This is a genomic window from Anaerolineales bacterium, from assembly GCA_019637805.1.
Lineage (GTDB): Bacteria > Chloroflexota > Anaerolineae > Anaerolineales > UBA11579 > JAMCZK01.
In genome coordinates this window covers 316,236-339,429 of the sequence record JAHBVB010000002.1, presented here as the reverse complement: position 1 = coordinate 339,429, position 23,194 = coordinate 316,236, and the positions used below count along the sequence as shown (strand labels likewise).

Sequence of the window (23,194 nt, the reverse complement as noted above, 5' to 3'; positions counted from 1 at the left end):
TCTATGTATGATTCTTCTTACTTGCTGTGCATGGTGCCAGCCTTTCTGCTGACCATGCTGGCCCAATGGTATGTCAGCTCCAGCTATTCACGCTGGAGCCGGGTACAGAACAGCCACGCCATGAGCGGGGCCGAAGTGGCCCGCCGCCTGATGCAGAGCAACGGGCTGACTCATCTGAAACTGGAGCAAGTGCCCGGTAACCTGACCGACCACTACGACCCGCGCTCCAAGACGCTGCGCCTTTCGCCCGGTGTGGCCCAGGGCACTTCCGTGGCCGCGGCGGCGATCGCCGCCCACGAATTGGGTCACGCTGTGCAGGACCACGAAAACTATCCGTTGCTGCGTCTGCGTTCGGCGATGGTGCCGGCAGTCAGCATCGGCTCCAACCTGGGTTGGATCCTGTTGATGGTGGGCCTGTTCATGGAAGCCGCCGGCATCGCCTGGCTGGGTGTGCTAACCTTCTCTGGCGGCGCGCTGTTCGCCCTAGCGACACTGCCAGTAGAGTTGGATGCGTCTCGACGGGCGCGGGTGCTGCTGGCCAACAGCGGCATCATCAACAATGCGCAGGAGAGCGGCGGCGTGAGCAATGTGCTCAACGCAGCGGCATTGACCTATGTAGCCGCGCTGGCGGGCGCAATTTCGCAGCTGCTGTACTACGCCTCGATCGTGATGGGCATGAACCGGCGCAGCTAGCCGACCAAGCTAATAAAAAGAGCCACAGCAGCTGCTGTGGCTCTTTTTATTTTTTTTAGCTTTCACAAGCCCAATGAGGTGATCGCCTGGCGCACTATGGAAGCGCTGCGCCGCAAGGCTTCCTGCTCCTGGGAGGTCAGCGGTTGGGAGAGGGTGCGGATCACGCCCGCGCCGCCCAGCAGGTTGGGCATCGCCACGGTGACATTCTGGACACCCAACAGATCCTCTAAGGGCGTGCACACGGTGAGCAGCGCGCGCTGGTCGCGCAGGATGACCTCACAAATCCGCGCGATCGCGCTGCCGATGCCGTAGTAGGTGGCGCCTTTGCCCTCGATGATCGAGTAAGCCGCCCGGCGCACCCCGGCATCAATCTCATCCCGTTCTTGGGGGCCGAGCTGGATGCCCGCATCCCGGCAGAAATCGTCCAACGGAAGACTGGCGGCAGTGACCAGCGACCAGGCCAAGACCTCAGAATCGCCATGTTCACCCAGCACGTAAGCATGCACATGCTGCGGGTCGATCTGCAGGCGGCGGCCCAGCAGAGCGCGGAAACGGGCGGTATCCAGGGTGGTGCCAGAGCCGATCACCCGGCTGGAGGGCAAACCCAGCTGGCCGGCAAAGTGGGCGGCCAAATGGGTCATGACATCCACCGGGTTGGTGGCCACCAGCAAAATCGCCTCTGGCGCATACTTTAGAATGTTGGGAATGACCTGCCGAAAGACCTCAGCGTTGCGGCTGAGCAGCTGCAGACGCGTTTCGCCGGGTTCCTGGGACACGCCGGCGGCGATCACCACCAGGCGACAGCCGGCCAATTGAGCATAATCCCCGGCGCTGACCGTGAGCTGGTGGGCGAAGGGCACCGCATGGTACAGGTCGTCCGCCTCGGCGCCCGCCCGGGCGGCATCCAAGTCGACCAGGACGATCTCGCGCCCCACCCCGCGCATGATCAAAGCATAGGCGGCCGTGGAACCTACCAACCCGGCCCCAATCACCCCGATCTTCATTGCAGCAGGTCCCTCAAGGCGGGTTCCAGCTGAGGATGGCCGAACTTGAAGCCGCGGGCCTGCAAATGCTGAGGAACCGCATTCTGGCCGTCCAATACCACCGTGGAAACCTCACCCATCGCCAAGCGCATGGCGAAGGCCGGAGTCGGCAGCCATACCGGGCGGCGCAAGACGCGGCCCAAGGTGCGGGCGAAGTCCCGGTTGCGGGCTGGCTGCGGCGCGCTGATGTTGAAGGCGCCCCTGGCCTTGCCATCCTCAAGCAGGAAACGCAGGGCAGCGACATAGTCTTGAATGTGGATCCAGGGATAATACTGCTGGCCGGAGCCGAAAGTATTTCCGGCGAAGAGGCGGAAGGGCAACACCAGCAGCGGCATGGCCCCACCCTGCATGGTGAGCGGCAAACCGGTGCGCAAGACCACCCGGCGCACGCCCATCTTCTCTACATCTGCAGTGGACTCTTCCCAGGCGGTGCAAACACCTGCCAGGAAGTCGCTGCCCGGGGCCTGGTCCTCAGTGACGGCTTCATCGCCGCGCGGACCATAGTAGCCCACAGCCGAAGATTGCAAGACCAGCTTGGGTTTGCGCGGCGCCTGGCGCACGGCTTCGCTGACCGCCGCGCCCGCATCCAGACGGCTCTGCAGGATGCGCTGCTTGCGGGCAGAGGTCCAGCGGCTGGGCAGGAAGCCATCGCCCTTGATGCTTTCGCCGGCCAGGTTGACAATGGCCTCAGCCCCGTCGGCCAGCACGCCCCAGTTGGCCGCAGTGCGGGCATCCCAGCCAACCGCCCGCACGCCTTTGGGCAAGTCTTTGACCTTGTCCGGGTTACGACTGAGGACGATCACTTCATAGCCAGCTGCGCCCAGGTCTTGCGCCAAAGCCCGGCCAAGCAAACCACTACCCCCGGTAATCAATACACGCATGGCATCCCTCCCGTGTGGGTGATGGATACATATGGTAACTGGTAATCAGGGATTGGAAATTAGGATTGGGTGGATGTTTCTTACCAGAGACCAAACATCTCGCGCACCAGGGGGAAGATCTGGTTCCAGTCTGGCAGCAGCACTTGGGCACCGTCGGCAGTGACCCAGGGATTGACGGCGGTGCGCGGCAGCACCACGGCCTGCAGGCCATCGAAGAGCACACCCCGCGTCAGCGCGATCCCCAGCCGCGGCCAGGCCCAGACGGGAATATTGGTATCCACCGTTTGAGCGAGGGCCAGCATGGCCCCGGGGATGCGCAACCAAGTGAGCGGGTTGAGCAGTTTTTTGACCAGCGAAACGACGAAGAGCTGGCCGTGCGCCTGGCGGAAGAAGTCATCTCCGCTGCGGTCGCGCACAAACGCCAGGGCCTGGGTGCCGTCCAGGTGGTGGCGGCCCGCCGGGTACCCGGCGGCCGGTTGGCTGAGATCAACATCCACGCCGCCCAGCGCGTCGATCACATCCGGGAAGCCTTCCAGGCGGATACGCAACGTGTAACCCACATGCACGCCCAGGTTCTGGCTGACGGTGCTGGCCGCCAAACGCGGCCCGCCGCCGGGTTGGGCGGCTTCGCCCCAGGCGTGGGCGGCGTTGACGCGGCTTTCGCCATAGCCGGGGATGGGCACCCACAGGTCGCGCGGGATGGAGAGCATGTTGACCTGGCCAGTCAGCGGCTGGATGCCGAGCAGGATCATGGTGTCGCTGCGCCCGACGGCGCTGCCTTCGGGCGTGCGGTCGATGCCCAGGACGAGCACATTGCTGCGGAGGGGAAAGAGCGTGTAAATCAGGAAGGCGAACAACAGCAGCCAGGCCCAGCGGCGCTTGCGGCGGCGGGGCGGCACGGCCGCCGGCAGGGGGCGACTGCGCTGGGTGAGAGCAGGCTGTGGGCGTGGAGCACCAGGCTGGGTTTCCTCCAGCGGCGGCTCCATGTAGCTATCGTAGGGGTCTTGCATATCAAGTAATTATGCCTAAGAGCAATTAGTGTTGGTTAAGTAGGTTTTAGGTTCTCAGGGGAGAGATGACCAACAACCGGGCCACTGCTAAGCAGTGGCCCGGTTGTTTTTTGCATGCGGTGCGTTTAGTTTTCCGCGGGGAGTGCCCTGCCCGCCAGGAAGGGATCCTGCTCGCGGGTCAGTTCCTCACGAAACTGTTGCGTGTAGAGGTTGTAGTAGTGGCCGCGCTGGCGCAGCAGCTCGGCATGACTGCCGCTTTCGGCGATGCGACCTTTTTCGATGACCAGGATGCGGTCGGCGCGCTTGATGGTGGACAAGCGGTGGGCGATGATGAAACTGGTGCGGCCCTTCATCATGGTTTCCATACCCTTCTGGATCAGCGCTTCAGTGAGCGTATCCACCGAGCTGGTAGCCTCGTCCATCACGAAGATCTCCGGGTCAGCCAGCACGGCGCGCGCCAGGCTGATCAACTGCTTTTGGCCCAAGGAGAGCAGGTTGCCACCCTCACCCACTTCGGCATTGTAGCCCTTGTCCAAGTCGACGATGAAGTCGTGCGCGCCGGCCAGCTTGGCGGCCTCTTCGACTTCCGCATCGCTGGCCCCCAGGCGACCATAGCGGATGTTTTCGCGCACATTGCCGGAGAAGAGGTGCGGAGTTTGCAGCACCACCCCCACGCGGGATTGAATACCGTGCAAGGTGTACTGGGTGTAGTCCTCGCCGGCAATCAAAACGCGCCCGCTGGTAGGCTCATAGAAGCGACAGACCAGATTGACGATGGTGCTCTTGCCGCCGCCGGTGGGACCCACCAGGGCGATGGTTTGGCCCTGCTCCACATGCAAGTCAAAGTCACTCAAGACAGCTTCATCTGGGGCATCGTCGTAGGCGAAAGTCACATTCTCGAAGCGAATGTCGCCCACCAGGCTGCCCGGGTCGCGGGCGCCGGGGCGGTCCACCACGGTGGCTTTGGCGTCTAACAGCGAGAAGATGCGTTCAGCGGAGGCGATGGCCTGCTGCAGTTCAGCGTAAACCCGCGCCATTTCCTGGATGGGAAAGAGCATCAGTGTGATGTAGGTCACGAAGGCAGAAATGCCGCCGATGGTCATGCCGCCCAACTGCACTTCCACACCGCCGAACCAGATGACCGCCCCCAAACCGAATGAGCTGATCAGCTGCACGATGGGCAGGAAAAGCGCCGAAAGCCAGGCGGCGCGGAAGCCGGCCCTGTGCATTTCGCTGGTCAAGCCGCCAAACTCACGCAGGTTGGCCTCTTCACGCCCCAACGACTTGGTCACACGCACACCCGTGATGTTCTCGTTGTAGGCGCCGGTGATACGCGAGTTGATCTTGCGCACCTCGCGATATTCAGTGATGATCTTCTTCTGGAACCAGGAGGCGACGATCACCAGGATCGGAATGATCAGGCCCACGATGACGGTCAGTTTCCAGTTGATCAGCGCCATGAACACCAGCGCGGTCAGGATGTTGGTGATGCCCCAGGTGGTATCCAAAAGGCCCCAGGTAACCAGTTCCGCCACGCGGTCTGAGTCCGAATTGACCCGCGAGATGATCCAACCCACCGGAGTGCGGTTGTAGTAAGACAGCGACAGGCCCTGCAGGTGGTCGAACATCTTGCGGCGCAAGTCGTAACGCACCTTTTCACCGAGCACACCGGTCAGGTAGATGAAGCCGAAGACCGCCGCGGCCTGGACAAGCATGAGTAGGCCGTAGGGCACCATAATGCGCGCCACTTCGGCCATATCGCCCACGGCCACACCGCGGTCGATGATCTCCTTATTCAGGTAAGTGAAATAGGAGTCCAACACGGACACCAGGCCGATCATCAGCAGGAAGCCCGCTGCCCAGGGCCAGTGTGCCTTCAGCAGGCCGAGGATGCGCCGGATGGTGCGGCCGTTGACCGTCGTGGAAAATTCTTCTTCTTGAAATTCGGTAAAGTCTTCCATAGCAAATCCTATTGGCCTTGGTTAGCCGAGGCAACCTCCCGCTCGACTTCATGCTCAATCATCGTTTGGATGTTGAACACTTCACGGTAGATGCCGTCTTGTTCCAGCAACTGCGCATGCGTGCCCTGCTGCACCAAACGACCCTTGTCAAAGACCAGGATCAGATCAGCCGACATGACACTTTGAATGCGATGCGCAATGATGAAGGTCGTGCGCCCACCCAGCTGGCGCTTGAGGGCGGCGCGGATCGACGCCTCTGTCTCGGTGTCCACCGCCGAAGTGGAGTCATCCAGGATCAGCAAGCTGGGCTTCTTGAGCAGCGTGCGTGCCAGGGTGATGCGCTGCTTTTGGCCACCGGAGAGCGTGACGCCCTTTTCGCCCACGATGGTCTCGTAGCCCTTGGGGAAGCCCAGCACGACATCATGCACGGCGGCGTCCGCCGCGGCGGCTTCGATGTCCGCATTGTCCACCTCGCGGCCGACGCTGTAGCGCAGGTTCTCACGGATGGTGCGCGAGAACAGGAAAGGCTCTTGCAGCACAATACCGATTTGCTCGCGCAGGTAGCGCCGCGGATAGTCTTTCAGCTCAACGCCATCCAGCAGGATGCGGCCGGATGTGTAATCGTAGAAACGCGGCAGCAAGCTGACCAGGCTGGTTTTGCCAGAACCGGTGGAACCCAAGAGCGCCACGGTTTGGCCGGGCTGTACGTGGAAGCTGATGTTCTTGAGCACCGGCATGTTGGGCTCGTACTCGAAGCTGACGTTCTCAAAGGCGATTTCACCTTTAAGCCGCTCCGGCAAAGACGCCTGGCCATCTTCCAGCGGTTCCCGTTCTTCGCGGATGATGCGGCTGACGCGCTCAAAGGACACCAGGCCGCGCGACATTTCCACGATGACACGACCCAGGTTGCGAATGGGCCAAATCAACCACACCAACAAAGTGATATATGAAAGATAATCACCAGTGGAAAGCTGCCCGCTGATGGTCATTTGGGCGCCGATGTAGTAGCCAAAGAGCATTTGCGCGCCGGTGATGATGTCTGACAAGGGCCAGAACGCCGAATGCCAGATCAGCAGCTTGCGGCCGCGTACGTACTTCTCCTGGTTTTCCTTTTCAAACTTGTTCTGCTCATACTCCTGGCGGGCAAAGGCCTTCACCACGCGCACACCAGACAAGTTCTCTTGCAGCACAGCGGAGAGTACGCCGTCCTGGTTCTGGAACTCTTCATAGGCATCTGAGATGCGCTTAAAGAACCAGATCGACATCAGGATGGTGATAGGCACACAGATCACCGAGAGCCAAGCCAACTGGCCGTCCAGCAGGAAAAGCGCGGCAAAGTTGGCCAGAAACAAGGTAACGATGCGGCCAAACTGGGTGGCTTCTTGGGCGATAAAGCGCCGCACGGCGTCCACGTCCGAAGTCACCTTCTGGATCAGCTCACCGGTCTTGGTGCGATCGTGAAAGTTGAATGACAGGCGCTGGATGTGGTCGTAGAGGTAGTTGCGCAGGCGCTCAGCGACGACTTCGCCCGTGCGACCGGCCAGCGTGCCGCTGAGGTAGGTGAAGAAGCCCTGCACCACAGCCAGGCCGATGAAGCCGAGCGCCACCAGCGGCACTTGGGCAGCAAAATCCGGGCTGGAGAGCACATCGTCAATGAAAAAGCCAAGCAGCAGGTAGACGGATGAGCGGCCCAGGGCGGCAATACCCAGGCCCAGCATGGAACCGACATAGGCCAGGCGGCGGCCTTCCAGCAGACGCCACATGCCCTTCCACAGACTCTCGGCCCCCACCTGTTTCAGGGAGATCAATTCAGAACCGGGTTGTGCGGACAAGAAAACACACTCCTTAACGAAGCAAATAAAGACAACTCACCAAATAGGTGAACGACAATAAGTCGCCTAAGCGATTAGATTGGGGGAAGAGGGCCAGACGCAAAATCTGCCTGTAGAGGCAGAACCGACGCTGGATAGTTTATAGCAAGTGGGGGGTGTTGTCAATTGCTGAATGGTCGACATGATAAAATCGCACATCGCTACTCAAAAGCCCCCCCGCCTCTCGCATTTTGCCCGCTCAACGCTGTTGATCGCCTTCTTTTTTGGCGTGGACAAGGTGCTGGCTTTTGTGCGCCAGATCATCGTCAACAACCATTTCGGCCTGAGCTATGAACTGGACGTCTTCAACGTGGCCAACAACATCCCGGACCTGCTCTCCGCCCTGATCTCGGGTGGTGCGCTGGGTGTAGCCTTGATCCCGGTCTTATCTGATTACCTGGAAAAGCGCGGCCGCGGCGAAACCTGGGCGCTGTTCGTGCGCGTGCTGAATCTGGCGTTCATCGTGACTGCGCTGCTTTCAGTGATCATCGCCCTTTTTGCCCCCTGGCTGATCGAAGTGGTGATCGCCCCCGGCTTCCCTGCCGAGCAGCAAGCACTGGCGGTGGAACTGATGCGCCTGGACCTGGTCGCCATCCTGATCTTTTCGCTAAGCGGCCTGGCGATGGCCGCGCTGCAAGCCAACCAACATTTCCTCCTGCCGGCGCTGGCCCCGGCGCTCTACAACGTGGGCCAGATCTTTGGCGCGCTCATTCTGGCACCGGAGAGCGGTTACTCGTTGGGCAGCATCACCCTGCCGCATGCAGGCATGGGCATCCACGGCTTGGTGTGGGGCGTGATTCTGGGGGCACTGCTGCACCTGGGCATCCAAGTGCCCGGCCTGTTGCGCTACGGCTTCCGCTGGCAGCCCGTGGTGGGCCTGCACACCCCCGGCGTGCAGCAGGTGCTGCGCCTGATGGGGCCGCGGGTGCTGACGATGCTCTTTATTCACATCTATTTCGTGGCGCGCGACAGCCTGGCTTCGCCGCTGCCCGAAGGCTCGATCACGGCGTTGAACCTGGGCTGGTTCATCATGCAGGTGCCGGAGACGCTGCTCGGCTCAGCGGTGGCGATCGCCCTGCTGCCCAGCATCTCGGAACTGTTCAGCCTGGGTCTGGGCGAAAAGTTCACGCAGACCGTGAACGGCGCGGTGCGCGCCATCCTGGCCTTTACCGTCCCCTCGGCAGTGCTGCTGGCGATTGGCCTGCCACCGCTGGTGGCACGCGCCTTTCCCGCCTTTAGCCCTGGCGAGGTCGACCTGGTGGTGTGGGTCACGCGCCTGTACCTGGCCGGGCTGACGGGGCACGCTCTGCTGGAGATCGCCTCACGTTCGTTTTACGCCACGCAAAACGCCAAGACACCCATGTGGGCGGCGGCGCTGAACGCGGTGGTGTTCATTGTGCTGGCGGTGTGGTTGACCGGCCGGATGGGCGCCGGCGGCATCGCCTTGGCAGGCACGCTGGCCTTTACATCCGAAGCGATCTTGCTGCTCTGGCTGCTGGGGCGCGGCTATCAGGGCCTGTTGAGCAGCTGGGACACGCTGGCCCGCGTGGGGCTGGCCTCCATCCTGGGCAGCCTGACGCTGTTTGGCCTGATGCGCTTTGCGCCGGGGCCGCCATGGCTGATCGCCCTGTTGGGCATGCTGGTCGGCCTGGGCCTGACGCTGCCCTTTGTGTGGCCTGAAATTAAAGCCTTTGCACACATGGGCCGGCAATCCGCCAGCCCGCACGCCTAGCGTTTCTCTTTTGCCTTAGCTTCCTGATAGTCGCTGTAGCCGCCGGGGTAATCGATCAGTTTGCCATCCTGCAGTTCGACAACGCGGGTCGCGACCTGGTCGAGGAAATAACGGTCGTGTGAGATCATCATCACGCTGCCCTCAAACCCTTCGAGCACTTCTTCCAAGACCTCGGCGGAGCGAATGTCCAGATTGTTGGTGGGCTCATCCAGCAGCAGGAAATTGGCCCCGCTGAGCATGATCAGCAGCAGCTGAAGACGGCTGCGCTCGCCGCCGGAGAGCGTATCGACGCGGTTGTTGAGCTGCTGATAGCTGTAGAGGAAACGCGCCAGCAGGCTCGTAGCGTGAGGTTCGCTGAGGTTGGCCGCCCGGCGCACTGTGTCCAGCAGGGAACGTGAGCTGTCCAGCGTCTCGTGCTCCTGGGCGTAATAAGCATGCCGGATGCTCGGCCCCAGCTTGATCTGGCCGGCATCGGGCTGCTCGCGATCCAGCAGCAAGCGAAAAAGCAGCGACTTGCCGGCGCCGTTCGGCCCCACCAGGCCGACACGTTCGCCGTGCCACAGGGTCAGATCCAGGCCGGTGAGCACTTCCTTGCGCTGCTCTTCGCCCACAACCTCAAAGCCTTTGCGCAGCCCGCTGATCTCCAGCACTTTGTTGCTGCCGCGCCAGCCCGCCAGCTGCAGACCCATATCCTTGCGCTCGGCGAGGGGCTTGTCCACCTTGTCCATCTTTTCGATGCGCTTCATCATCGACTTGGCGCGGCGGATGAGCTTTTCGTTCTCGTGCGAGCGGCCCCAGGTCAACATGCGCTTGGCAGACAATTCCAGGCGTTTGATTTCGCGCTGCTGAACATCAAACTGGTGCTGTTGCTGCACGCGGCGCGCATCCTTTTCGGCGGCATATTCCGAGTAGTTGCCGGGATAGACGGTGATGCGACCTTCTTCCAGGTCGGCAATCTCATCGGCCACGACGTCCAGCAAGTAACGGTCATGCGAGACGATGACCACTCCACCCGGATAGCTGCGGATGTACTTCTCCAGGAAGTCCTTACCCTGCATGTCGAGGTGGTTGTCGGGTTCGTCGAGGAGCAGCAGGTCAGGTTGCACCACCAGCAATTTGGCCAAGCCAACCAGCTTCTTCTGCCCGCCGCTCAGGGCGGTGATGGGCAGCTCCAGCTCGTGCTCTTCAAAACCCAGGTTGAGCAAGGTGGCACGCACCTGGCCTTCATAGCCCGGGCCGCCAATACGGGTAAATTCTTCCAGCAGCGCGGCCTGCTCTTCGATCTTGCGAGAGAGCTTCTTTTCATCTGAATAGACCTCGGGCCGGCCCATATCGGCCTCCACCCCGGCCAGGCGGGCTTGCAGCTCCGGCAGCCGGCTGGAGGCGGTCAGTGCTTCCTGGATGACGCTGTATTCCGGGTTCAGGCGCGGCTCCTGGTGCAGGTAACCGATACTGATGGCGCCGCGCGCGTTGGCAAAGCCACTTTCGGTGCTCAGCTCCCCGCTGATCATCTTCAGCAAGCTGCTCTTGCCGGCGCCGTTGGGGCCTACAAGGCCCACACAGCGGTCATTGTGGATATCCCAAGAGAGATTTTCGAACACGGGGGCGGCATTATAGGACACCGTCACCCGGTCGAGGCTGAACGCAATAATTTCAAGACTCCTGTGCTAGCACGCCAACAGCTGCGCGTTTTTTCGTTGAACGACCAGAATACTTGAAAAGTCTAACTTAAAAATCAAAAAGGGCGCAGGAACCTGCGCCCTTTTTGATTGGGTCTAGTCTTATCCCATCAAGCGAAAGATGATCAGGATCACAGCGATCACCAGGATGATGTGAACCAGATTCCCGCTTAAGGCGGGGACGCGCACACGGCCCAACGCGCCGAGCAGCCATAAGACGAGCAAAATAATGATAATGGTTTCAAGCATGAAAACTCCTTTGAATGTGTGTTGAGATAAAGCAACCTGCAGTCTCAATCGCTGCGGGTGGCGTAAACCACTGTGTGATGATCGAATGCGCCGTCAATGATGTCTCCGGCGCAGGTAATCAGGGCGAGATGGGAAAGGCCATCCTGGGCCGGCTGGGCTGCTTTGCCCGTCACCGGCCCGGCCCCGAAAATGCGCACAAGTATGGCCGGGTCGAGCGATTCCAAGGTTGTGTAAGTAATCACCTCATAAATGACGAAGACGATATCGAGACCGGTTTCCTTGGCATGAATGATGATCTGATCCCCAGGCTGAAGTTGCGCCAAGTTGGCGAAAATCTCCGGCACACCTAAGGGGTCATTGACATGGGCCGCGATTGTGGCAGTCCCAATCGCGCCGGGGTTTCCCCCGCCTCGATACCAGAAAGCGGACCCCCATACGGCGTCGCCAATTGGACCTTTAGGCGCATCCATCCGATTTTCGGATGTCAGGCCCACCGCCAGGATCGGGGCGCTAATGCCGAGTGCAGGGATGACCAGCTGCAAGGGAATCTGGACTGGACCGGCGCCTAACAGCAGGCCAACATCGACCAGGTTCTCCAAATAATAGGCGGTAGGCAAGGCCTGGATGAGTGGCTGAGCTGTTTGCAGAAGCACACGCGCAGGTGGTAGGACTCTTTCACGGACATCATCTGCACAACCAGCAAGCAGACCTGATGCAATCAAGCAGGCAAACAGCCACCCGGGAGAGGGTCTCGGGCTGGGCTTGTTATCGTTTTGCATAGAGGCCTACCGTCTCGTCTGAGAGGCGCGTCGATAGAGAACCCCCAGGATCAGGGCGGTCACAATGCCAAAGACCAACAAATTCAGTGCAAAGTTTTGGGTACGGATGGGCGCACCGCCAGTATCTGGCAACCCGCCGATCACCGCATTTGGGTCACCCGCATTGCTAGCGTCATCATCGCTGCTTCCGCCGGTGCTGGTTATCCCAGCCCCACCGCCAGCCACAGATAGCGGAGTTGCAGTGGGGGTCGGTGCGGGTGAAGTCGTGAGGCAGGCCGCTCCGGTGATCACATTCGAGTCCAAAGAAACCTGCCCGGTTTGCGCCAGCGCGCGGCCTTGCAAGCTTGCGTTGGTCTGCAAGCTGATCGACGTAAGCGCAAGAATGTTGCCGATAAACGAAGTACTCGTGCCGAGTGTGGCCGAGCTGACCACCCGCCACCACACGTTGCAAGCATCTCCGCCCACTACGTTGGCCGCTCCTGAAGTGACCAGATCCGAGGCGGATTTGAAAATCCACACACCAGCGCCGCTGAGAATCAGAGTCCCGGATAACTGAAAAGCATCCGCGCAATACACGCCGGCGACAAGGTTTTCTCCCGCGAGGTCTTTGGTGCCTGCATAGCTGACATCGCAGATCTGGTCAATGAAGGCAAAGGCGGCGGTATTGTCCGCTTGGGCGGCTGCGGCGTGTGCATCAGCGTCATGGATGGTGCCGGGCGGCCCTGCACTGCCGGGCGGGAAACCAATAACATGAGGCGGCACCCCTATACTTGGGCTGACCCCCAAGTCGCCGGGCATGCTGGTAGGCCCGGAATTGGTGACTTGAGACCCCGCTAATACAGAATAGCTGCCAACTGCGCCGAGTGTAGGCGATATGGCGGCAAGTGGTCTTGCCAAGGCGGCCAATGATGGCTGGGCCAAGGCCAAACACACTCCTAGAATGACTAAGAGTCTAAGACATCTTCTAGTATTCAATTTAACCCTCCAACCAAGGGAGGTGAGCAAGAGGCCCTCTAGTTGTATACACCCCTTAGAGGACAAAGAACAATCCAGTGGTTACTTTCAGTATAGGGCAATCCGCTGGGGAATTTCGTTTATGAGAGCTTTCTAAGGAGAAGGCACGAATCTCTTGCTCCAGCGTGCCTGCTCCAGCCTGCTTTCAGACCCTAAGCGCGGCGCGCCTTGCCGATGGGGCCGAGGTGCGTATTGTGGAAGGAATCCGGGTATTTCAGGCCGTACCCAAAGAAGCGATCCATGGCGATGTGAATGAACAAGACCACGCCGGCAATCGTGAGCAGCGGCGCTGCCAGCCACTGCCCCGCCAGGTAGAACAAGACGGCCACGCCACGGTGATGGGCAAAATTGTAGAGCAGCGCGCCAATGCGAGGATTCAGCAGATAGCCGATCCCGCTCGCATCCGGGAGGAAGAGCAGGGGTAGGAACCAGCCCCAGCTGAGCCCGGTGTGAGCATAAGCGGCCAAGCCCAGAGCGAACAGGGCTATTTCTTCCAGGCGCAGTATATTTTTCATATCAATTCCCAAACTCGTCATGGCGAACTGTACAAAAGCAACGGCAGCCACGCGCAAGAAATGTGTTTAGTGGCCTTCCTTCTCATAAGGCTGGCCGTCGGCGGCGGGCATTTGACCGCGGCCAACCACGCCAGCCAGGATGATCATGGTGGCAACGTACGGCGCCATCAGCAGAAATTCCGAGGGCACGCGTACGCCCAGAATAGCAAGACGCGCCGCCAGCATATCGGCAAAACCGAAGAGCAGGCCGGCGCCAAAGGCCCCGAAGGGGTTCCAGTTGCCGAAGATCATGGCGGCCAGGCCAATGAAGCCACGCCCAGCAGTCATGACCTCATCAAAGCGCCCCACTGACCCCAGGGTGAAGTAAGCGCCGCCAAAACCGGCCATCATGCCGCCCAGGATCACCGCCATGTACCGGGTCCTAAAGACATTAATACCCAGGGTGTCGGCAGCCTTAGGGTGTTCGCCCACCGAGCGCAGGCGCAACCCCCAGCGGGTGAAGAACAGACCGAAGTGCAACAAGGCCAGCAAGATGACCATGCCAAAGAAGAAGATGTTGTGAGAGAAGACGATCGGGCCGATGAAGGGGATGTCCACCAGGCCGGGGACCTGGATCTCCGAAAAAATGCCAGGATTGTTGAGGTGGCGACTGCTGGCCAGATACTTGGCAGAAATGAATGAGGTGATGCCTATCGAAAAAATGTTGATCACCGTGCCGGAAACGATCTGGTCAGTTTTATATTTAATGGAAAGAATGGCGTGGACCAAGGCCAAGAGGCCGCCGGCGATCACACCGCTCAACAAACCGACCCACAAACCATACATGCTGCCAAAGATGGCGGCCAGCATGGCGCTGGTCAGCATCATGCCCTCAATGGCGATGTTGACTACGCCCGCCCGTTCGCACAAGATGCCGGACAATGCTCCCAGAGTGATGGGTATCGCCCGGATCAGCGTGGCCCGCAGCAAGCCGGCCAGGTTGAGCGAAGCGCCGGAGGCCACCCAAGAGAGGAAGGCAAAGATGAACAACGCGGCCACCAAGCCCAACACTACATTGGTGCGCTTGCCAAAGCCACGCACCAATTGAAAGGCACCCATCAGTGCGCAGACTGAAGCGAGAACATTGAGGATCGGCAACGTACCAAAAACCAGGTCCGGGAAGTTGGCCTGGCTGCCGCCTGGATTGAGGGTGAAGGTGGTGATCATCCCTGCCTGAGTAGTGCGGCTGAAGAAGTACCAAATCACTCCAGCCAGGGCCAGGAAAACAATGCCCATTGTGGTGCGGCGCCGGGCTGTGCCAAAGGCGACGGTAGTTGGAATCGTGGTCGACTGGGAACTCATGCTTAACCTCCCCAGCCACGCACATGCAGCTGGTCGTCATCATCTTCCGGAGTGCGCAGGCGGTAGATGGTACGGATGATGGCCGGGGCGGCGATGAAGGCCAGGATCAGCGCCTGCATAACCGAGATGATGTCCACTGGAACATTGGCTGCAATTTGCATTTGCAGGGCGCCGTTGCGCAGGGTGCCGAACAGCAGCGCAGCCAGCACCACACCCAGCGGGTGACTCTTCCCGATCAGGGCCAAAGCAATGCTATCGAAGCCATAACCAGAGGAAAAGGCAGGCGCCAGATTGTAGTTTACGCCCAGCACTTCATTGGCACCGGCCATCCCGGCCAAAGCCCCAGACAAGCTCATGGCCAGCACAGTGACCCAGACGATATTCATGCCCGCATAGCGGGCCGCCTTGGGGTTGGCCCCCACTGTGCGCAGCTCAAAACCAATCCGGGTTTTAAAGAGCAGCCAATACACACCATAGGCGGCGGCCAAAGCGATGAAGAAGCCAAGATGGAAGCGGATGGGACTATCGAAGAAGCGCGGCAGTTGTGCACTGGCTTCGACAAAAGGACTGATCGGGTTGGTGCTGCCCGGGCGCTGCAGCGGACCGCGCAGCAGGTATTCACTGAGGCGGAAGGCAATGTAGTTCATCATGATGGTGTTGATGACCTCATGCCCGCCGGTCTTGGCTTTCAGCCAACCCGGGATGAAGCCCCAAAGCGCGCCGCCCAGAGCGCCGGCGCCCAACGCCAAGGGCAGGTGAATGATGGCCGGCAAACCGGTGAGGGCGAAGCCGACATATACCGACGTGATCGCGCCAATGAACAGCTGACCCTCCGCGCCGATATTAAACAAACCTGCCCGGAAACCCAACGCCACCGCCAAGCCAGCGAAGATATAGGGCACAGACTTGGTCAGGCTTTCAAGGAAAGGATTGAAGGCCCGCCGAATGGCGGCTTCTTCCCCACTGGACAAGGCATCGATGATGCGTTCGGGATTGCCAATTGAGCCGTTGAACAGCGCGCCATACGAGCGCAAGGCGGCGTTAACGCCGATGCCGATGGCCTCCAACGGTGACTCGGACCAGGTGGTGTAGACCTGCTCCGTGGTCAGCCCCACAATCAGGCCTCCCAGGAGTAAACCCGTTACGATGGCCAGGATCGGCACGAGGAGCGAACCGCGGGTGAGCTCCTCAAGAAAGATGCCGAAAGCGGTTTTCTTCTTGGAGGACGACTGGGGTTGAGTGTCTTTTTTTGCCATGCTCACGCGTCCTTGCGAGATTTACCACGTTTGGCGGGTTTAGTGGCGTTCTTGAGCGTTTTTTGCCCAGGTAGGCCTGCCATCAGCAAGCCAATCTGTTCTTTGCTGGCGCCCTTGGCCGGCAGGACGTCTACGATCTTGCCCCGATACATAACCGCAATGCGATCAGAGAGCTGCATGATCTCGTCCAGCTCAGAAGAAACCAGCAACACAGCCGCGCCTTCGTCGCGACTGGCGACCAAGCGACCGTGAATGTATTCAATAGAGCCGACGTCCAAGCCGCGGGTGGGCTGCGAAGCCACCACCAGCTTGAGTGGGCGCGAGAGCTCACGGGCCACGATGACCTTTTGTTGGTTGCCGCCGGACAGGCTGCCCGCGGAGGTTTCCACACTGGGAGTACGGATGTCGAAGTTCTCCACCCGCGTTTTGGCTGTTTCGGCAATCAGCTCGTGCTGCATGATGAGGCCCTTGGAATACGGCTGTTTGTAATAGGTGTTGAGGACCAGGTTATCTGCTACGGGGAAATTGAGCACCAGACCATCGCGTTGGCGGTCTTCTGGAATGTGGGCGGTGCCTAACTCCGTAATATGCCGCGGGCTGGCCTGCGTGGTATCTTCGCCCAACAGGTGAATATGACCTTCCAAAGCGCTGCGCAAGCCAGTGACAGCTTCGACCAGCTCGGTTTGGCCATTGCCCTGAACGCCGGCAACACCCAGCACCTCGCCCGCATGCACCTGGAAAGAAATGCCGTCCACCGCGATCTGGCTGCGGTCATCGGCGACCTTGAGGTTCTCGACCTCCAAGACCACCGCGCCGGGTTTGGCGGCTTTTTTCACCAGCTTGAGATCCACTTCGCGGCCCACCATCATGGAGGCCAGCTTGTTTTGGTCGGCCTGTTTAGGCGTGGTGGAGCCAACCACCTGGCCGCGCCGGATGACCGTGATGCGGTCGGCAATGTCCAGCACTTCACGCAGCTTATGGGTGATAAAAATAATGGATTTGCCGCGCTCGGTCAGGGAGTGCATGATCTTGAAGAGTTCGTCCGCTTCCTGGGGAGTCAGCACGGCGGTCGGCTCATCCAGGATGAGAATGTCCGCTTCTCGGTACAGCAGCTTAATGATCTCCACACGCTGCTGGCCGCCGACCGGCAGATCGCGCACGTAGTCGTCCGGGTTTACCGCCAATCCGTAAGCAGAGGAAATCTCGCGGATACGCTCAGCGGCGGTTTTGCGGTCCAGCACTCCGCCCGCTTTGACGCTCTCTGAGCCCAGCATGACATTCTCGGTGACGGTGAAGACCGGAATGAGCATGAAGTGCTGGTGTACCATGCCGACGCCGGCATGAATGGCATCTGTAGGGGAGTCGATACGGGCCAGTTGGCCGTTGATGAAGACCTCGCCCTCATCCGGCTGGTAGAGGCCATAGAGGATATTCATCAAGGTAGACTTGCCCGCCCCGTTTTCCCCGAGCAAAGCATGGATTTCCCCACGATTGAGCGTCAGGTCAATACGGTCATTGGCAAGCACACCAGGGAAGCGTTTGGTGATGTTACGAAGTTCAAGAACAGGGGGCATCGGCTACCTCAGCGGCTGCTTGTGGATAGTCAGACGGCATTCTACCATGAGCGTAGAAACCACCTGCTCCATGCAGAAAAAAGAGCCGAGTACAAGTACTCGGCTCTTTTCCTCTTGCATCAAAGATCCAGATTACGGGCCGGTCTGGATGTCGCCGGCAACGATGCCGTCAACCAGAGCCTGCATCTCGGGGAAGCTGGTGGCTACACCTACGCCGCCGTTCTCCAAGGTGCCCACGATAAGCGCACCGGCGCTCTCGCCGCTGATCGCAGCCTGAATGTGCTCAAAGACGGTTGCATCCATCTTCTTCAGCACCGAATTCAGAATGATGCCAGCGTATTCCGGAGCGGTTTGGGACCAATCGCTGTCAACACCGATCAGCCAAGCATTGCCGCGCTCTTGAATGGCAGCCGCAGAGCCCAGGCCCACGGGGCCGGCCACCGGCATGATGATGTCGGCGCCTTCGTCCATCAGGCTCTCAGCAAAGGCACGCCCGTCATCCAGGGAGTCGAAGTTGCCCGTGAACAGGCCATCCTGCACAGCAGGATCCCAACCGAGAACCTGCACGTTGGTGCCATGCTCTTGGTTGTAGTACTGCACGCCGTACCAGAAGCCGTCCATGAAGACAGTCACCGGCGGAATGTTGATGCCGCCGAAAGTGCCCACCACGCCGGTCTGCGTGTTGGCAGCCGCGTGGTAACCAGCCAGGAAAGCAGCCTGGTCGGTGGCGAAGGCGTGACCCGTCAGATTGGGGAAGTCCAGATAATCGACATCGATAATGCCGAAAGCCTGGTCCGGATTGGCAGCCGCCGCAGCCGCGGTGGCGTCACCCATCAGGAAACCCACGGTGATGATCAGGTCACAACCCTGGTCGATCATGGCGTTGATGTTGGGCTCGTAGTCGGCTTGTTCGTTGGATTCAACGAAGGCGCTTTCAATGCCCAACTCAGCAACGGCCTGTTCTACACCAGCCCAAGCGGTCTGGTTGAAGGAGGCATCATCGATGCCGCCGGTATCGGTTACCTGGCAGGCCTTAAAGTCGGCTGCGCCCGGCGCCGTCCCCCCGCAGGCGGCCAAAACCAGCGCCAGACCCACAGTAAGGGCAAGCAAAGTAGAAAATCTCTTATGCATACAGTCTTCCTCCTAGAAGATTGTGAGACGCAGCCAGTGGGCCGCAAGTTGACTAAGTGTAGCATGAGTATTTTGGCAAATCAAGAAAATGCTCAGCGGCGCGGGCATTTTTTAAGCTGTACGTCAGTCCAGGGTAATCAGACCTTGTTCCAGTTCAGCAATAATGAGGGCCATATGGTCCAAGCGGCCCTGGCTGAGCCACTGGGGGTTGATATGGCTGAAGCCCAGCACGCTGGCGGCGCTGGGCAGGGGCTGCCCAGCCAGGGCGGCGGGCAACTGCTGGCGCAAGGCAGCGGCCGGGTCGGCGCCGACGCTGGCGACCCAGTTGGCCGCCAGGTCAGGCGGCGGTGCGCCGTTGCCGATGATCAGCACGCCGTAACCCGCCAGGTATTGGGCCGCACCGCTGTTCTCCAGATCCGGCGGCAAATAGACCACGCGCACCCCGCCGAACAGCAATTGGTCTGCGGCGGCCTGCCAGCTACCCGGGTCGGCCGGCTGGAGCATAGGCAAGTCCACATCTGGCGGGCCAGCGGGGCGGCACAGGCCGCAGAAATACTCGGCGCCGGCGGCAAAGCTCTGGGCCAGCGCCTGGCTGGAGGGCGAATAGAGCACGCCCGCACGCCAGTCTGTGGCGGTGACGGCCGCCAGATAGCCAGCCAAAAAGGCGGCGGAATTGCCGCCTCCCCCGCCCAAAGACAAGGCGGTGAGGTTGGCGGCCGGTTCCGCCGGCGAAAAGCCCACAGCGACCAGGCGCGCCTGGGGCGCGGCAGCGGCCAAGGCGGCGGCGCCGGGGTCCGGGGCCAACAAGACCAGGGTGTCCAGTTCGGCGGGTATTTGGGCGGCGTCCAGCATTTGGCGTTGTTCGAAGCGCATGCCCGCTTCTGCGGCGCGGGCAGCGGCAATCTCAGCCGCCACGGCCAGCAAGCCGGCGTCGGCATCGGGCGGGGCGATCAGCAGGAGCAGCGGTTGGGCCGCCTCCTGCGTCGGGACCGCGGTAGGAGGCACAGACACTTCGGGCGTGGGGGTGGTGGGCTGGCCGGCGCCGCAGGCGGAGAGGAGCACAGCCAGCAATACCAGTAGGGACAAATGGGTAGAAAAGCGTCTCATAAAAGTTGCTCTTGTATAATACCGCGCAACCCACACTGCGAATGAACCTACCGCCGATCCACACCCAGCCAGACAATGACCCGCAGCTGCCCGCCGCCCGGCGGCGGCAGAACGCCCGCAACTTGTTTGGCCCGCTGGACAGCGATGAACGCAGCCAAGCGCTGGAGCGCGTGGCGCAGCAGGCGGCGCCCAACCTGGACTTCTTTTTATACAGCCTTTTCTCCGGGGCGGTGATGGCCCTGGCCTTTCTGTGGAATGCGCCCTACTTGCTGCTGCTGGGCGCGTTGATGGCCCCGGCGATGACGCCGGCGGCCGGTATCGCCTTGGGCGTGGCGCTGGGTGCGCCGCGCCAGTTTGTGCGCGGTCTGGCCGCCCTGCTGCTGGGCTGCGGGCTGGCAATGGGCGCCGGCTGGCTAGCCGGCCTAGCCGCCGGCGCAGGCGGCAGCAGCCTGGCCCTGACCCATACGCGCTTTGACTGGCTGGCCCTGCTGCTGATGCTGGCCGCCGGTGCGCTGACCACGGCCACCCTGGTGCGTGAGCAGCAGGCCGAGCTGCCCAGCCTGCTGCTGGCCTACGGCCTGTTCGCCCCGGCAGTGGCCGCCGGATTTGGGCTGGGCGGTGGCGGCGCTTTCTTGTGGCCGGATGGCCTGGTGATCTTCGCCCTGCACCTGGCGGCGGCCGTGCTGGCCGGCGCGCTGGGCCTGGCTTTGGCCGGCTTCCGCCCGCCGAACTTCCTCGGCTATTCCATTGGGGGTGCGCTGCTGCTGGCGGCCGCGCTGTTCTTCGTGATCCTGAGCGGCGCGGGAGCCGTGCTGGGCGCCCGCCTGGGGCTGCCCACACTGACGCCCAGCGTAACGCCCAGCCAGACACAAACCCCAACGCCAAGCCAGACACCCACGCCCAGCCCAAGACCCACACGTACGCCGTCGCCAACCCCCACGCCCTCACAGACCCCCAGCCCCACGCCGCAGCCGGTGATCGCAGTGATCGCAGTGCCCGACAGCAATGGCGCCTTTGTGCGCGCCGAACCGGCCGGGCAAACCATCAGCTCCGTATTGAATGGAAGCGTGGTGCACTTGCTACCCGAGCCGCCGGCCAGCGCTGGCGGCCGGCTGTGGTTGCGGGTGTATGTGCCCAGCCTGGATGCCTATGGCTGGATCCTGGATGGGCTGCTGGCCACGGCCACTGCACGGCCTTAAGGTCGTTGACGCTTGTACCCCCCTCTGGTAGAATTCAGCCCGTCCTGCGCCGGGCTAAACCGGCCCGGAAAGCCCCAAAAGGACCAAGGAACCATACGATGGACGTTTTATTGCTTGAAGATGTATATAAACTGGGCCGCGCCGGCCAGGTGAAGAAAGTGGCCAACGGGTTTGGCCGCAACTTCCTGATCCCCCAGGGTCTGGCTGTGCCCGCCACCAAGGGCGCGGTCAAGATGGCCGAGCGCATTAGCGCGGAAGCTGGCAAGCGCCGCGACCAGCTGAACACCGAGATGAAGGTGGTGGCCGAGCGCTTTGCGGGCCTGCAGTTGTTCTTCCCCGCCCGCGCCGGTGAAACCGGCAAACTGTACGGCTCGGTGACCACGCAGATGATGGCCGACCAGCTGAACGAGAAGCTGGGGCTGATGCTGGATAAGCGCCAGATCAACACCGATCCGCTGCGCCTGCTGGGTCTGCACAAGGCCGCCGTGCGCTTGACAGTGGACATCATCCCTGAGTTTGAGGTGATCGTGTACCGCGAAGGCGAGAACCCCGAGAACTACATGATGGCCGCCGAAGAGCTGGCGGCTGCCAGCGGCGGTGGTGGACCCCAGGTGGCGGCCGTGGTTGAAGAGATCGAAGAAGTGGCCGAAGCCGCCACAGAACCTGCCGCGGAAGCCGCGGGTGAACCCGAAGCTGAAGCCAGCGAGGAGCTGGACGCCCACACCGCTGGTGAGGACGAAGACGCCGAGGGGAACTAAGCCACTGCCCAACGGGCAGGCCTTTCCATGTTTGATTATCAGCCTGCGCGTCCCCATGCCGCAGGCTGATTTTTCTTCCCGACAATGAGCGCAATTGAAGTTGGCCAGCAATTACGCCAGGCGCGTGAACGACGCGGTCTGGACCTGGGCGAAGTCTCACAAGCCACCCATATCCGCGTGCAATATTTGGCGGCGCTGGAAGCCGGCGACCTGAGCCAGCTGGCCTCGGCGGCGCAGCTGCGCGGCTTTTTGCGGGCCTACGCCGCCTACCTGGAGCTGGACGGCAAAGCGCTGCTGGACCTGCTGCAGCCCAAACCTGAACCCGTCGCGGCCGAAGAGAACCCGGCGACGCCAGCGCCGATCGCCCCGGCGGCAGATGGCGACCACAGCGCAGCCACATTTGCGGCGATCGGCGCCGAGCTGCGCCAGCAACGCGAAGCCCTGCAACTGAGCGTCGCGGAAGTGGAATCCAGCACGCACATTCCCGAACACCAACTGCAGCGACTGGAGAAGGGCGATTTTGACAGCTTTCCCTCGCCCACGCAGGCGCGCGGCCTGCTGAGCAATTACGCCGACTTCCTCGGCTTGGAAGGCGAAGGCCTGCTGCTGCGTTATGCGGAAGCGCTGCAAGCGCGCTTCGCCGCCCGGCAGGCGAGCAAGCCCCGCATCAAACGGCCCAGCTTCCAGCTGCCCAAGCTGGTGCTGCGGCTGCCGCCCTGGCTGAGCACGCTGTTCTCGCGCGACCTGCTGCTGGGCAGTTTTCTGGGGCTGACCCTGCTGGTCTTTGTGGCCTGGGGCATTGGCCGGGTGGCAGCGGCCCAGGCCAACCAGGAGCCAGAGCCCACCGCCCCACCCCTGACCGGCCTGCTGCTGAATACGCCGGCGCCGCCGTCTGTGGACGAGGCGCCAGCGGGCACGCCCGGATCGATCAACCTGCTGGGCGACCAGGCCACCCCCACCCCGGGCGTGCTGGGCGAAGCGACGATCGAAGTGGGCGCCAGCGGCACGGTGTCCATCCGCCTGCTGGCCCTGCAGCGCACCTGGATGCAGGTGACTGTGGACGGCGAGATCCAGTTCGAGGGGCGCACGCTGCCCGGCCGCAGCTACAGCTTCAATGCGCTCAACCAGATCACACTGGTGGCCGGCAACGGCGCGGCCGTGCGGGCTTTCCTCAACGAGCAAGACCTGGGGCTGCTGGGCAACTACAGCGCCGTAGTGCATATCATCTTCAACCAGCAAGGCGCGGCCACGCCGACGGTAACCCCAACCCCGACCACTGACCCGGCGATCTTGACGGCCACCGCCGACTTCCTGCTGACGCCCAGCCCCACGCCATCCCCCACGCCCACGCTGACCCCGCAGCCGACCAATACGGTTGACGCAAGCGGTGGCAGCCCCTAG

Annotated in this window: 20 protein-coding genes; 5 read left to right on the top strand and 15 right to left on the bottom strand. The window is 61.4% G+C overall.

The genetic code is table 11. The features are described from left to right. The first annotated feature begins 3 nt into the window (after positions 1-3). Positions 4-693 (top strand): zinc metallopeptidase, encoded by a 690-nt coding sequence (locus tag KF885_07275; GenBank protein MBX3048957.1) that lies wholly within the window; start codon positions 4-6, stop codon positions 691-693. Between the two features lie 62 nt (positions 694-755). Here KF885_07275 and KF885_07270 read toward each other — a convergent pair whose 3' ends face one another. From KF885_07270 to KF885_07250, 5 genes are all read right to left on the bottom strand, one after another. Further along, positions 756-1,697 carry an L-lactate dehydrogenase gene (locus KF885_07270; GenBank protein ID MBX3048956.1) on the bottom strand — a complete coding sequence of 314 codons (942 nt, stop codon included), beginning with the start codon at positions 1,695-1,697 and terminating at the stop codon, positions 756-758. Beyond that, a complete protein-coding gene (locus KF885_07265) occupies positions 1,694-2,617 on the bottom strand; it encodes a TIGR01777 family oxidoreductase (GenBank protein MBX3048955.1) in 924 nt (307 codons plus the stop codon). Before KF885_07265 ends, KF885_07270 begins: the two co-directional genes overlap by 4 nt. An 80-nt stretch (positions 2,618-2,697) precedes the next feature. Beyond that, positions 2,698-3,627, bottom strand: a complete 930-nt coding sequence (locus KF885_07260) for an LCP family protein (protein MBX3048954.1) — start codon at positions 3,625-3,627, stop codon at positions 2,698-2,700. A 125-nt stretch (positions 3,628-3,752) separates the two neighbouring features. After that, entirely contained in the window at positions 3,753-5,588 is a 1,836-nt protein-coding gene (locus tag KF885_07255; protein MBX3048953.1) for an ABC transporter ATP-binding protein, read from the bottom strand. A gap of 8 nt (positions 5,589-5,596) precedes the next feature. Beyond that, positions 5,597-7,420 carry an ABC transporter ATP-binding protein gene (locus KF885_07250; protein MBX3048952.1) on the bottom strand — a complete coding sequence of 608 codons (1,824 nt, stop codon included), beginning with the start codon at positions 7,418-7,420 and terminating at the stop codon, positions 5,597-5,599. Between the two features lie 181 nt (positions 7,421-7,601). Here KF885_07250 and murJ point away from each other — a divergent pair, with 181 nt between their 5' ends. Next, positions 7,602-9,191: a murein biosynthesis integral membrane protein MurJ gene (gene murJ / locus KF885_07245; protein ID MBX3048951.1), complete on the top strand. Its 1,590-nt coding sequence runs from the start codon at positions 7,602-7,604 to the stop codon at positions 9,189-9,191. Here murJ and KF885_07240 read toward each other — a convergent pair. The 10 genes from KF885_07240 to KF885_07195 form a co-directional block, all read right to left on the bottom strand. Further along, positions 9,188-10,792 (bottom strand): ABC-F family ATP-binding cassette domain-containing protein, encoded by a 1,605-nt coding sequence (locus tag KF885_07240; GenBank protein MBX3048950.1) that lies wholly within the window; start codon positions 10,790-10,792, stop codon positions 9,188-9,190. The genes murJ and KF885_07240 overlap by 4 nt on opposite strands. Before the next feature lie 180 nt (positions 10,793-10,972). After that, positions 10,973-11,119, bottom strand: coding sequence for a lmo0937 family membrane protein (locus KF885_07235; GenBank protein MBX3048949.1), 147 nt, complete (start codon positions 11,117-11,119; stop codon positions 10,973-10,975). 44 nt (positions 11,120-11,163) lie between these two features. Then, the gene (locus tag KF885_07230; protein MBX3048948.1) at positions 11,164-11,898 is read right to left on the bottom strand and encodes a class F sortase; all 735 of its coding nucleotides are present in this window, start codon (positions 11,896-11,898) and stop codon (positions 11,164-11,166) included. Between the two features lie 6 nt (positions 11,899-11,904). After that, positions 11,905-12,825 (bottom strand): DUF3494 domain-containing protein, encoded by a 921-nt coding sequence (locus KF885_07225; GenBank protein MBX3048947.1) that lies wholly within the window; start codon positions 12,823-12,825, stop codon positions 11,905-11,907. 239 nt (positions 12,826-13,064) lie between these two features. Then, on the bottom strand, positions 13,065-13,427 hold the full coding sequence (locus KF885_07220) for a DUF4260 domain-containing protein (protein ID MBX3048946.1): 363 nt from the start codon (positions 13,425-13,427) through the stop codon (positions 13,065-13,067). A gap of 66 nt (positions 13,428-13,493) precedes the next feature. Further along, positions 13,494-14,768 (bottom strand): ABC transporter permease, encoded by a 1,275-nt coding sequence (locus KF885_07215; protein MBX3048945.1) that lies wholly within the window; start codon positions 14,766-14,768, stop codon positions 13,494-13,496. Between the two features lie 2 nt (positions 14,769-14,770). Further along, entirely contained in the window at positions 14,771-16,024 is a 1,254-nt protein-coding gene (locus KF885_07210; protein ID MBX3048944.1) for an ABC transporter permease, read from the bottom strand. A 2-nt stretch (positions 16,025-16,026) separates the two neighbouring features. Continuing rightward, on the bottom strand, positions 16,027-17,598 hold the full coding sequence (locus KF885_07205; protein MBX3048943.1) for an ABC transporter ATP-binding protein: 1,572 nt from the start codon (positions 17,596-17,598) through the stop codon (positions 16,027-16,029). A 132-nt stretch (positions 17,599-17,730) separates the two neighbouring features. Then, positions 17,731-18,729: a BMP family ABC transporter substrate-binding protein gene (locus tag KF885_07200; GenBank protein ID MBX3048942.1), complete on the bottom strand. Its 999-nt coding sequence runs from the start codon at positions 18,727-18,729 to the stop codon at positions 17,731-17,733. 123 nt (positions 18,730-18,852) lie between these two features. Then, the gene (locus KF885_07195; GenBank protein MBX3048941.1) at positions 18,853-19,836 is read right to left on the bottom strand and encodes a hypothetical protein; all 984 of its coding nucleotides are present in this window, start codon (positions 19,834-19,836) and stop codon (positions 18,853-18,855) included. A gap of 41 nt (positions 19,837-19,877) precedes the next feature. Between KF885_07195 and KF885_07190 the strand changes: the two genes are divergently transcribed. From KF885_07190 to KF885_07180, 3 genes are all read left to right on the top strand, one after another. Then, on the top strand, positions 19,878-21,035 hold the full coding sequence (locus tag KF885_07190; GenBank protein ID MBX3048940.1) for a DUF389 domain-containing protein: 1,158 nt from the start codon (positions 19,878-19,880) through the stop codon (positions 21,033-21,035). A gap of 98 nt (positions 21,036-21,133) precedes the next feature. Then, the gene (gene rplI / locus KF885_07185) at positions 21,134-21,793 is read left to right on the top strand and encodes a 50S ribosomal protein L9 (GenBank protein MBX3048939.1); all 660 of its coding nucleotides are present in this window, start codon (positions 21,134-21,136) and stop codon (positions 21,791-21,793) included. 84 nt (positions 21,794-21,877) lie between these two features. Then, the gene (locus KF885_07180) at positions 21,878-23,194 is read left to right on the top strand and encodes a DUF4115 domain-containing protein (protein MBX3048938.1); all 1,317 of its coding nucleotides are present in this window, start codon (positions 21,878-21,880) and stop codon (positions 23,192-23,194) included.